This window comes from Candidatus Kryptonium thompsonii (genome assembly GCF_001535985.1).
Taxonomy (GTDB): Bacteria; Bacteroidota; Ignavibacteria; order Kryptoniales; family Kryptoniaceae; genus Kryptonium; species Kryptonium thompsonii.
In genome coordinates this window covers 1-11,824 of record NZ_CZVS01000059.1, presented here as the reverse complement: position 1 = coordinate 11,824, position 11,824 = coordinate 1, and the positions used below count along the sequence as shown (strand labels likewise).

At 37.3% G+C, this 11,824-nt stretch carries 9 protein-coding genes; 5 read left to right on the top strand and 4 right to left on the bottom strand.

The window, feature by feature from the left end; genetic code table 11:
- Together AWW78_RS08420 and AWW78_RS08415 are read left to right on the top strand one after the other, a co-directional pair.
- The coding region (locus AWW78_RS08420; RefSeq protein WP_047134867.1) for a M1 family aminopeptidase at positions 1-1,559 on the top strand (1,559 nt) is incomplete at its 5' end.
- Between the two features lie 69 nt (positions 1,560-1,628).
- Entirely contained in the window at positions 1,629-2,978 is a 1,350-nt protein-coding gene (locus AWW78_RS08415; RefSeq protein WP_075426223.1) for a coiled-coil domain-containing protein, read from the top strand.
- On the opposite strand, the gene AWW78_RS08410 is transcribed toward AWW78_RS08415, so the two are convergent.
- The 4 genes from AWW78_RS08410 to AWW78_RS10935 form a co-directional block, all read right to left on the bottom strand.
- A complete protein-coding gene (locus AWW78_RS08410; RefSeq protein WP_047134866.1) occupies positions 2,975-3,658 on the bottom strand; it encodes a Crp/Fnr family transcriptional regulator in 684 nt (227 codons plus the stop codon). The two genes, AWW78_RS08415 and AWW78_RS08410, sit on opposite strands and share 4 nt — an antisense overlap.
- A 111-nt stretch (positions 3,659-3,769) precedes the next feature.
- A complete protein-coding gene (locus tag AWW78_RS08405; RefSeq protein ID WP_047134865.1) occupies positions 3,770-5,152 on the bottom strand; it encodes a hypothetical protein in 1,383 nt (460 codons plus the stop codon).
- A 12-nt stretch (positions 5,153-5,164) separates the two neighbouring features.
- Positions 5,165-6,217, bottom strand: coding sequence for a hypothetical protein (locus AWW78_RS08400; RefSeq protein ID WP_075426222.1), 1,053 nt, complete (start codon positions 6,215-6,217; stop codon positions 5,165-5,167).
- Between the two features lie 58 nt (positions 6,218-6,275).
- On the bottom strand, positions 6,276-7,058 hold the full coding sequence (locus AWW78_RS10935) for a DUF2249 domain-containing protein (protein ID WP_075426221.1): 783 nt from the start codon (positions 7,056-7,058) through the stop codon (positions 6,276-6,278).
- A 201-nt stretch (positions 7,059-7,259) separates the two neighbouring features.
- On the opposite strand from AWW78_RS10935, the gene AWW78_RS08390 reads away from it, so the two are divergent.
- The 3 genes from AWW78_RS08390 to AWW78_RS08380 all read left to right on the top strand — a co-directional run.
- On the top strand, positions 7,260-9,431 hold the full coding sequence (locus tag AWW78_RS08390) for a S46 family peptidase (protein ID WP_075426220.1): 2,172 nt from the start codon (positions 7,260-7,262) through the stop codon (positions 9,429-9,431).
- A gap of 71 nt (positions 9,432-9,502) precedes the next feature.
- Positions 9,503-11,032: a dicarboxylate/amino acid:cation symporter gene (locus tag AWW78_RS08385; RefSeq protein WP_075426219.1), complete on the top strand. Its 1,530-nt coding sequence runs from the start codon at positions 9,503-9,505 to the stop codon at positions 11,030-11,032.
- Positions 11,033-11,038: 6 nt separating this feature from the next.
- Positions 11,039-11,824: beta-alanine-activating enzyme beta-propeller domain-containing protein (locus tag AWW78_RS08380; protein ID WP_141653910.1), on the top strand; the 786-nt coding region annotated here is incomplete at its 3' end.

Genomic DNA, 11,824 nt, shown 5'->3' with positions numbered 1-11,824 from the left:
TTCATGATGAAAGAGCACATCTTGATGTTTCAAGCGATGGGCTTGTCGCTCATGAGATGGCTCATCAATGGTGGGGGGACCTTTTGACTTGTAGAAGTTGGGAACATGCGTGGTTGAACGAAGGGTTTGCGACTTATTTCACTGCGCTTTACTTTGAATATGCACGGGGGAAGGATGAGTTTCAATATAGCGTTTACAACATGCAAAGGACAGCAAAATTTGCCGATATGAGCGATAAAAAGCCAACAGTGTGGAATAGATACTTTGATCCAACAGATCTTTTTGGACCCCACATATATCAACGAGGTGGAGCAATTCTAAATATGATAAGGTTTATTCTGGGGGACGAACTTTTCTGGAAGGCAATAAATTATTATGCGAGAAAGTATGAATATCAAAATGTTGAAACAAACGATTTTAAAATAGCAATTGAAGAGGCTACGGGATATAATTTGAAATGGTTTTTTGATCAATGGCTTTATAAAGCTGGATATCCAATTTTTGAGGTAAGTTATGTTTACAATGATACGACGAAAACTCTCAGATTAACGGTTGAGCAAATTCAAGTTGCTGATTCGCTTACCCCTGAAGTTTTCAAGACACCCGTTGATGTTGAGATAACGACAAAGGAGAGCAGTAAAACTTATAGAATTTTTATCAGTGAGCGAAAACAGACTTTTGATTTCAGTGTTAATAGTAAACCTTTGATGGTGATATTTGACAAGGGGAATTGGATTTTGAAAGATTTATTTTTTGAAAAGTCAAAGGATGAGTTAATTTATCAAGCGTTAAATGCCAGCGAGATGATCGATAGATTATGGGCTGTTCAGGAACTTGGGAGGATGGTGGATAAGAAGGATGTTGTCGATGTGATGATGAAACTCATTAAGAGCGGTGAATTTTATGCGGTGAGGCAGGAAGCGATAAATAATCTTGGGAAATTAAAAGATGAAAGCACGGCGAGATTTTTGATAGATGTGTTTAAAAATGAGCAGGATTCAAAGGTTAGGAGAAGTATAGTTGAAGCTTTGAAAGAGTTTAAATTTGATTTCGTTGCGAAATTTTTGGCGGAAGTTATAGAAAATGATAAAAGTTATTATGTCATCGCTTCAGCCGTTAATTCGCTTGCATTGATCGACTCCGTAAATAGAATGAGCGTTATAAAAAATGCACTTGCGATGGATTCTCATCAGGAAATAATCAGGACGACCGCATTGAGACGGTTAAGTGATTTTAAAAACACCAAGTATGAAAAGGAAGCGATTGATATACTTAAGAAATATTCGGTTCGTGGCAACCATCCTTCGGTTAGAATAACTGCGATTTCAACTCTTTCAATTTTTGCTGATAAGGAACCGAGCATAAAAGATTTTATCTTCGGTATGGTGAATACGCCTGAATTTTTCGTTAGGATGGTGATTTACAATGTTCTTGGAGATATAGGTGATCAAGAAGTTCTGAATTATTTGAAACTTGCAGAAAAGAAGGAGTTAGATGGTAGAATGCTTCAAGCCATTTGGGATGCTATCGCAAGGTTGGAGCGAAAGTTGAAGGGGTAGTATTTGAAATTTGATTGGAAGTTATAGATTTTTTATCTTTACGAGTGAGAAAATAATTATTGCTAATTTATGCCCAAGATCGAAAAAGGGTTCAAAATAACATCGGCGGTTAAGAAAGAGATAGAGCAAATTGTTGACGAAAAGCTCTCAGCAAATTATGCAACCAAGGCTGATGTCGATGATCTGAAACAGGTGGTTAAGTTGCTCGTTGAAGCGCAGAAGGAATTGACAGTAAAAGTATCAGAGCTTGCAGAGGCTCAGAGAAAGACAGAGGAGAGACTTAATTCACTTGCTCAAAGGGTTGAGGAACTCGCCGAGGCTCAGAAGAGAACGGAGGAGAGGCTTAATGCCCTTGCTCAGAGGGTTGAAGAACTCACAGTGGCGCAAAGGAGGACTGAGGAAAGGCTTAATTCACTTGCTCAGAGGATTGAAGAACTCGCAGAAGCACAGAGGAAGACGGAGGAAAGGTTAGATGCATTTGAGAAGACGACCGAGGAGAACTTTAGGAAAGTGTGGGAGGCTATAAATCAGCTTGCTGAAGCACAGAGAAAGACGGAAGCAAGGGTTAATGAACTTGCTGAAGCCCAGAAGAGGACAGAGGAGAGGTTAAATGCATTTGAGAAGGCGACTGAGGAAAACTTCAAAAGAGTATGGGAGGCTATAAATCAGTTCGCTGAGGCGCAGAGGAGAACCGAGGAAAGACTCAATGCTCTTGCTCAAAGGGTTGAGGAACTTGCTGAAGCACAGAGAAAGACGGAAGCAAGAGTTAATGAGCTTGCTGAGGCCCAGAGGAGGACGGAGGAGAGGTTAGATGCGTTTGAGAAGGCGACTGAGGAAAATTTCAAAAGAGTATGGGAGGCTATAAATCAACTTGCCGAGGCGCAGAGGAGGACGGAAGAAAGGGTTAATGAGCTTGCTGAAGCACAGAAAAGGACGGAGGAAAGACTTGAATCTCTTGCTAAGAGAGTTGAGCAATTAACGGAAGAAGTTAGGGCGATCGTTGGCGAGATTAGAGATCTTAAAAAGAGATTTGGCGATTTATCCGATGCAGTTGGTTTCGGTCTTGAAGATAGAGCATTTAAGTCCTTGCCAAAGCTTTTAAAAAGAGATTATGGTATTGAGGTGGAAGGGAGACTGTTAAGAAGATTTGTTAAAGATGCTAAAGGAAGAGATATTGAGGTTAACATATTTGGTAAGGGTACAAAAGATGGTGTTCAAATTACAATAATTGGTGAGTGCAAGAGCCAGCTGTCTAAGAATAATGTCATAAGTTTTATAGAAGATAGATTGGCAAGATTTGAAGGCGTCTATGAGAATATATTCCCCGTAATAGTAACCTATATGATAAGTGAGCCTGATGTCGAAGATTTCGTCAGGGAAAAGGGAATTGCGCTTTATTACTCTTACGATTTCGATTAACCACAAATTTGTTTAAGTTTTTCAGGTTTTTTGATAATTATCTTTTTGCCTTGAATTTCGATCAAATCCTCGTCCTGAAGCTTCCTCAAAGCTCGTGAAATTGTCTCCGATATTGTCCCAAGGTATGTTGCAAGCATAGATCTTGAGAGATTTAAATTTATCTCATTTTTACCAGAGTTTTTATATTTATTGTAAAGATATTCAGCCAACCGTGTGACCACATCTTTAAGAGTTAAATTTTCAATTTGCTGATTTAAGCTCATCAATCTTTCTGCAAACCCATGTAACATCTTAAGGCATATTTTGGAGTTCTCGTTTATTATTCTCAAAAATTCTTCCTTAGGGATAAAAATAAGAACGGAATTTTCTATCGCCTGAGCATTCGCAGGGTAGATATTTCCTTCTTCTCTATCACTTATAAACATCGGTATCTCAGCAAATGAGTTAAACGGCTCAATTATATGTAAAGTTATCTCTCTACCATCAGGGTTTGATTTATAAACTCTCACAGCACCTTTCACGACTATGTAAAATCCATAGTAGACATCACCCTCAAGAAAAATAATATCCCCTTTTTTAAAATTCATCAGCTTGGATATTTTCATGAATTTCCTTAATTCATCTGTGCTAAGTTCTGAAAAGAAGGGTATATCTCTTATCATTTCAGGGTTTTCAATCATCGCATGAGAAAATTTTGATTTTCATACTCACTTTAAATATATGTATGCGCTTTTTAATTTTTCAAATTGGAATGCTTATATATTGATTGTGTGAATGCTATGGGTGGGGGATTATCTCATTTTGAAGGTCTTTCGCAGATTTATGAAGAGAAGAACTAATGAAAGAATCGCAATAAATCCAGAAGTTCCAAAAAGATAAAGCATAAATTGAGCGAGGGTTTGCATTGGACCAGATAAATATAGTGGAATAAGCATTGGTATAACCCTAAATGAAACGGCGATATTTCCGAAGATGAATGTAAGAAAAACAATTTTTGTACTTGCAATTTTGCTTTTGTGCATAAAACCTGGTAGCATCCGTTGAGCCATGCCAAGTATCAACAACGAAATAAAGCCAGCAAGAAACGAATGTCTCACAGGATCAACTCCGTAATGAACCGATAGACCAAGTAATAAAATTAACCTTGCAAGCATATCAAGAAATAAACTGATCACGAGCCATAAATAAGTGGAATAAATTAAAAGTTCAAACTTGCCAAATTCACCATAATCTGAATAACCCTTTCTTGGCTTTTTACCTACACTTGGTTCTTCAACCCTATCCCTTCTCCAAAATGGTGATTTAGCGAGAGCTTTGTCCGGTAAAAAAATTCGTTGAATTATCCCCGATGAAAACAACAGCGATATGATTGTAAGATCGATGAGCAATGCAGTTAAATTTAAATCGATGTTTATCAATTGAATTGGGGCTGAGATAAATTCATGGAGTATGGCGATCGCAAGATAGAAATAACCAATGTATTTGATAGATTTTGTCGGTGGTTTCAAGTGAATGTAAAGTGGGAAGTTTAAAATTGAAAGGGCAAATGAGATCGGAAATAGAACAAAATTCATGAAGATGTTGATACTCCATTTATTCCATACAAGCCATTCGTATCTGTTAAGAAAGATCGATGGTACCTGAACAATTGAATAAACTATCCAGCCAAGGATGAACAGCATAAAAAATGGTTTTACTATTTCAAAGCCTTTTCTTTTAAAATCTGGTGCTTTCAAAAATGTTTTTATTAAAAGCATAACATACAGGATTATCCCAGCGAATTCTACGATGTTGCCAAAGTCCGCAAGGTTTTTAAAGATATCGCTTATCTTTTCATCTTCAACATAAGGTCGCCAAAATTCAAAATTTGTTCTTATTAAAAGTCCAACAACAGTAAGATAAAGAATAAATCTTAGTGTGCTTTTCTTCTCAATTGGAACACTTGCCATTCTTGGTAAAAAATGTAAACTCACACCCATTATAAAGAGCCCAACCCATCCGATAAGTTGGAGGTGTCCGTGTACTTGAATCCATACATCTAATGCTTTTGGTAGGCTCATATTAAATCCGATTTGCATCGCTATATGCGCACCAAGCATAAAGCCACCAAGAATAGCTATCCCAAGCGACCACCAAATAAATCCAGTTTCAAATTCTTGATGTATTTGTTTCACATTACCAAAATCTTATTTAAAACTTTTCAAGACATTTAAAATGTAAAGGACAAAGGTAACGAAATGTAAAGTTCCAGTTATCCAACCGGACCAAATCCATATCTCAACAAGGTTAGCAACAAGTAAATCGGCGGAAACTCGCACAACTGTCATTAATTGAAAAAGATAAAATAGAAGTCTGGAGGGAGGTCTTTTGGGCATTTTTGCAAATGTTGATCCAATTACAATTGGTGCATGAGATAAAATCATTGTAAATATGAATCCCAATCCAATCGAATGGAAGACGACATCTTTCGCAACTGCTTGAATCTGGCTCCATAAAATCATACCTATGCTTGAAAACATAAGCCAGAGATATGCAATTGTCAAGGTTTCTTTGGTAAATTTGTGCAGTGGTAGTTGTGCTGTTTTGAATTTGGCTGAAGCGATTATGGCGGAATCATTATAAATCAATCCGATGCAAACAAGAAGTAAAATAATCCCAATGACTTGAGGGGGTAAAAGATAAAAAAGTGAATTGATGATTGAAACAACAAGATAAATTATTAAACTCGCATATACAATTTTTGCTGATACCTTCTTAAAGCCAAGTGTTAGTTCTATCCTTTCAACTCCTATCACAGCAATTGCAAATGAAAAACCAGCAAGGGCAGATTCAACGCTCCCTGCAAGTCCACCTTCTCTAAATAACGCAACGGAAAGAGCAACATAGGCAAGAAATTCAACAAGTGGATTCCATATATGTTTAAATGTTCGGTAAGCGATGAATCTATGTATTCCCCACCCAAGCAAAGAAACAATGTTAAGGATTTTAAATAGCGGCGAGCCAAGGTGAATTAAGATGGCTGATATTCCCCAAGCGTAAGGAACCCAAACGAGCCATTTAACAGGCAGGGCAAACATCCTTTCAAAAATTATCAATGTTCCAAGAAATGCACCAACCATTAAATTTCCATGTGGAGGCAGAAATTCGGGAATTGATGGCAAGGTGAAGCCCCGAGTCAGGGCAATTCGCCACACACCTATCACCACAGCAGAAACAAATGAAATGATCCCAAGTAACATCGAGCCTCTTAATATCCGTTGCTCAAATGTGGATTTGCTTTTGGTGTAGTTCACAAAGTTAATTTTTCTTTGTTATCTTAACACTCCATATAGTTGGACCCGCGCTTATATATTCCCAACCAAATTTTTCTCCTTTTTCAGCTTGAAATTGATAATATAAAGGTTTTGGATCGTGGTCATTTACAAGTATAAAGCTATCCGATGGGTTTAATTCATCAAATTTCTCGAGTATGAATCTATGCCTATAGACTGGTGGAATATCCCGTACATCTAATATTTTCGCTTCGCCTAAAAGTTCATATTTCATTTCATTTAGCATTTTGTGGAATTCTTCATGTTTTTGTGCTCCAATTTCGTTTAACTCAAACTCCTCAAATTTTTCAAACAATTCTTTTTGGGTTTTATCTGAAAGATGCATATCTGCCATCACAAATAAAATATTGTTTTCCTTATTGATGTGCTGTTCGAGTAAATCAACATAGCCTTTTATTGCCTCAACCATTTTCTCAAGCGCAGAGACATCAGGCTTTGCTTTGTAACTTTTGATTGATTCGTTGATTATTCGAATATAACCCCTACCAAATTCATGTTCGGTAAGCATTACTCCGATTGGGCCACCCTCTCTTGGGATGCCAGCTTTTTCAAGTTCAGGAAAGAGCATATTTTCTTCTTTTCCGTGATGGCATTTATCGGCAAAAACCGAGAAAAATTCAGCCAACCTTTCAAGTTTCTCGATGTCCACCACCCTTTCATTCTCAATTTTATTTCTGAGCATATCGAGCAAGACTAACGCTGTGCGAATCGCCTCGTGTTCTTTCTTGAGTTGTTTTATTGCCGTCATTTTTAATCTCTTTTTCTTTTTTTCAAAAATTTAAAAAATCATCGCAAGGGGAAACATTGACTTAAGTCAATGTTTTTAGTTGGGGGTAGGAAGAAAGAGAAATTTTATGCAGTAGAAAAGCTCAAGGGTAGAACTTGAAATTTAAATCGTTTTATATTAATTTAGTTTTGCTTGCGTAAAAAATAAAATCATGAGGAAAAAATGTTCAGAAATTCTAAGAACCTTTTACTTTTTTTATTCTTTGTGGTTTTCCTTCTAACTGGTTGTTCAACTTACCAAGTAACTAAACCTGATTATCTAGCTTATCTTGATACCGTAAAGGCGGGGCAATTTGATACAGGTAAAATGTGGACTTTTGATTATCCCCCGATTGATTATTTCAAAAAAACATATAATTTTACTCCAACTTCTGATTGGTTTGAAAAAGCACGACTTTCTGCCCTGCGGCTTCCGGGATGTTCTGCGTCATTTGTTTCAGAAGATGGACTTGTTATGACGAACCACCATTGTGCAAGAGGAGCACTTGACGCAGTTAATCGTGAAGGGGAAAATTTACCCGAAACGGGTTTTTATGCTGCTACACTTGAGGAAGAAAGAAAAATACCAAATCATTATGTTGATCAACTAATTTATATTGGGGATGTCACTGATGAAATTCAAAAAGCGTTTGAAGAGGGGAAAACTGACGCTGAAAGAGTAGCGAACCGAGATAAGAAGATAAGAGAAATTCAGCAAAGGTATTACGAGGAGTTTAAGAAGTCAAATCCTGAGGATTCAATTGTTGCCAGCGTTGTCACATTTTATAACGGTGGGAAATATTCAATTTATGTTTACAAGAGATATACTGATGTGCGTCTTGTCTATGCACCGGAGACAATCGTTGCTTATTTTGGTGGCGACCCAGATAATTTCACATATCCAAGGTATGACCTTGATGTTGCGTTTTTCAGAGTTTACAAAGATGGGAAGCCGTTAAAAACAAAATATTACTTCCCATTTAGCAAGACGGGCGTTAAAGAGGGTGACCCTGTTTTTGTAATTGGAAATCCGGGTAGAACAAATCGTTTGCTCACGGTTTCACAACTTGAATTTTTCAGGGATGTAAGTTATCCCTATACCTTATCAGTGCTCGATAATCTTGTCAGGATTTACAGTGATTTTATCGCTAAGCATCCGGATAAAAAGTTGAAATATCAAACTCGTCTATTTAGCTTTTCAAACTCTCAAAAAGCATATGCGGGACGACTTGCAGGGCTTAGGGATGCATATCTTATGGCAAGAAAGCGTGATTTCGAGAAGAACTTTAAAAATTCTGTTTTAAACAATCCAAATCTTAAAGCTAAATACGGCAACCTTTGGGATGAAATTGCCAAATATCAAGTTGAGAAAACGAAGCTATTCCATGAACTTCAAGCATATAGCTTCACCGGGCCTTCAAGGAGTGTTTATTTTAGAATTGCAAATGATCTTGTTGAGTACGCTGAGCAAATGAAACTACCTGAAGAGAGAAGAGCTGATGCTTACAAAGGTGAACGACTTAAAGCAACGAAGGTAAGAATTTTCCCACAGGAGATCGAAACTGAGCTTGAAAAGGCGATCCTTATTTATCAACTTAATTATATGAAATCGGTTTTCGGTGAAAAGAATCAAGCTTTTAATGAGCTTTTGAAAGGTAAATCGCCAGAAGAGGTAGTTGATAATTTGCTTAATGTGACAATTTTATCAGACAAGGAAAAGGTCACGGCATTGCTTGAGGGTAATCCTGATGATATTTTGAAGTCAAATGATCCTTTCATCTCGTTTGTTGTTAAAACGAGGCAACGAGCACTTGAGGTAAGGGAGAAATATAACTCGGTTAGTGCAAAAGAATCAGCGAAACTTCAATTGCTTGGAAGGGCAATCTTTGATGTTTATGGGACATCGATTCCACCGGATGCTACATTTACTTTGAGGATAGCTGATGGTGTTGTGAAAAGTTATGAATATAATGGAACGATTGCACCACCTATAACGACATTTTATGGGTTATATGATAGACACTATTCATTTAAAACTACCAATAGAACCGATTGGGAATTACCGGAAAGGTGGAAGAACTTGCCTTCAACATTTGATTTAAGCACGCCTCTTAACTTTGTGGCGACAAATGATATAATTGGTGGGAATTCAGGTAGTCCTGTTGTCAATATGAATCTTGAGGTAGTTGGATTAATCTTCGATGGGAATATTGAAAGTTTGCCGGGCGATTTCATTTATGTTGACGAGAAGAATAGAGCTGTTGCGGTTGATGTGCGCGGGATAGTTGAAGCGTTGAGGCATATTTATAACGCTGATAGGTTGGTTGATGAACTTGAACAAGGAAAGATTAAATAAGGTTTGATTGCTCAAAGCCCCTCTCCGCTTTATGAGAGGGGCAAATCCTTTAAAATTAAAGATTTGGAAGAATGCCTTTTAAAAGATCAATCCCAATTCATACTAGGATAATCATTGCTTTGATTCTTGGTGCTATTTTTGGAGTTATTTTCAGCATTGATACACATAAGCTGAAGATAGTCACTAAAACGGATAAAGGTGAGGTTAAAAGCATCGTTGAGAGATGGGATAAAGCTGAATTTATCTTGCCGAATTCTAGAAAAGAGTTCACAAGTGACGATCAATTAAGGATAATCAGATTTTTTAAGGATTTGCCAAAATCTGAAAGGGATCGCGCAGTTTTAATTTTTTATAAAAAGTCATCAAATGAGAACTTCAGCCAAACACAAATTATAAAATTTGAAAACATCATTGATATTCAGAAAGTTAAAACCATCGCGACCGAAATAAAACCGATCGGGACGATATTTGTTCGTTTGTTAAGTTTCCTTGCGATTCCGCTTGTGATAGCTTCGCTTGCAGCTGGTGCAGCAAGTTTAGGTGATATCAAAAAAGTTGGAAGGATTGGTGGAAAAACACTTGGACTTTACATCATCACAACGGTGTTAGCAATTACCATTGGGCTTGTTTTAGCTAATTTGATGAAACCTGGGGAAAAAATTTCGCCAAATATAAGGGATAGAATTGCTTCGGAATATCAAGCGGATATCTCTGAAAAGATTCAACAAGAACTCGGTGTTGATATCGTTGATTTTTTTGTAAATATTGTGCCGACGAATCCGATAAATGCGATGGCAAATGGGAATATGCTTCAGATCGTCTTCTTTGCGGTGATATTTGGAATTACCTTGACGATGATTGATAAGAATAAATCTGATCATGTTCTCAGGTTTTTAGATGGTGTAAGCGATACTATGATAAAAATGGTTGACCTTGTGATGAAAATAGCGCCATATGGTGTTTTTGCTTTAATTTCCGCAACGGTTGCTGAATTTGGTTTTGGAATCCTTAAAACACTTTTATGGTATGTAGCTACGGTTATAATCGGGCTTTTAGTCCATTTATTGGGCGTTTATTCCTTCGTTGTTGGATCCCTTGGTAAGATGAATCCTTTAAGGTTTTTCAAAGGAATGAGAGATGCCCAAGTGATTGCCTTCAGCACAAGTTCAAGTGCTGCGACGCTTCCTGTCAATTTTGAATGCACTGAGAGAAACCTTAAAGTTCCAAAAGAGATTACAAGTTTTGTTCTTCCACTTGGTGCAACTATTAATATGGATGGAACAGCTCTGTATCAAGGAGTTGCTGCTGTTTTCATAGCACAGGTTTATGGTTTTAATCTTGATATAACTCAACAGCTCACAATTATTCTCACCGCGACACTTGCTTCAATTGGAACCGCCCCTGTTCCTGGAGTAGGTATAATCATGCTTGTTATGATTTTAAAAGCAATTCATATACCAGCTGAGGGAATTGCCCTTATCCTTGGAGTTGATAGAATCCTTGATATGTGCAGAACCGTCGTTAATATCACTGGAGATGCAACGGTTGCTGTTGTGGTTGCAAGGAGCGAGGGATTGATGGGTAAAGATGAGAAAAAATGAGTTTTAATGAAAGTGTTAAAATCAAAATTTTTATTTTTTCTTCTTTCAGTTGTTTTTTTAGGAAGTGTTCCAGAGTCACATGTCTATCGCTATGATGTGCACCATAGTGGAGTTTATCGCGGTGATAAAATTCCAGGGCTTGATAGGTTGAAATGGAAATTTAAAACAAATGGAACGATTTATTCTTCTCCTGCGGTTGTTAATCAAACGATTTACTTTGGCTCAAACGATGGAAATTTTTATGCGGTTGATTTCAAAACAGGAAAGTTGAAATGGAAATTTAAAACAGGAAACACTATTGAAACATCACCAGTGTATTTTGATGGAAAAATTTATTTCGGTTCAAATGATAAACATTTTTATTGTCTCGATGCGAGGACTGGTAAGATGGTGTGGAAATTTAAAGTTGAGGGTTGGCTTATGAGTTCCCCGATAGTTGTGGACAGCACAGTTTATTTTGGTTCGGGTGAAGGTGTCCTTTATGCGGTTTCAGCTTCAGATGGAACTCTTATTTGGAAATTCCATGCTCAAAAGGCAATTCATTCATCGCCCGCTTATCACGATGGTAAAATTTATTTTGGTTCGCTTGATAAAAATTTCTATGCGCTTGATTCTAAGAGCGGGAAACTTGTTTGGGTTGTCGCGACTGGCGGGGTGATAAACAGTTCACCTGTAATTTCTTCGGGTATCGTTTTCTTTGGTTCACATGATGGTAATCTTTACGCGGTTGATTCGAAATCTGGCTGGGTGAGGTGGAAATTTCAAACGCGTGGACAAATTACTCAAACTCCA

Excerpts from the sequence above, each read along its gene's own strand:
- AWW78_RS08385 (WP_075426219.1), top strand. The coding sequence starts at position 9,503 with ATGCCTTTTAAAAGATCAATCCCAATTCATACTAGGATAATCATTGCT.
- AWW78_RS08400 (WP_075426222.1), bottom strand. The coding sequence starts at position 6,217 with ATGTTACTTGGGATCATTTCATTTGTTTCTGCTGTGGTGATAGGTGTG.
- AWW78_RS08415 (WP_075426223.1), top strand. The coding sequence starts at position 1,629 with ATGCCCAAGATCGAAAAAGGGTTCAAAATAACATCGGCGGTTAAGAAA.
- AWW78_RS08410 (WP_047134866.1), bottom strand. The coding sequence starts at position 3,658 with ATGATTGAAAACCCTGAAATGATAAGAGATATACCCTTCTTTTCAGAA.
- AWW78_RS08390 (WP_075426220.1), top strand. The coding sequence starts at position 7,260 with ATGTTCAGAAATTCTAAGAACCTTTTACTTTTTTTATTCTTTGTGGTT.
- AWW78_RS10935 (WP_075426221.1), bottom strand. The coding sequence starts at position 7,058 with ATGACGGCAATAAAACAACTCAAGAAAGAACACGAGGCGATTCGCACA.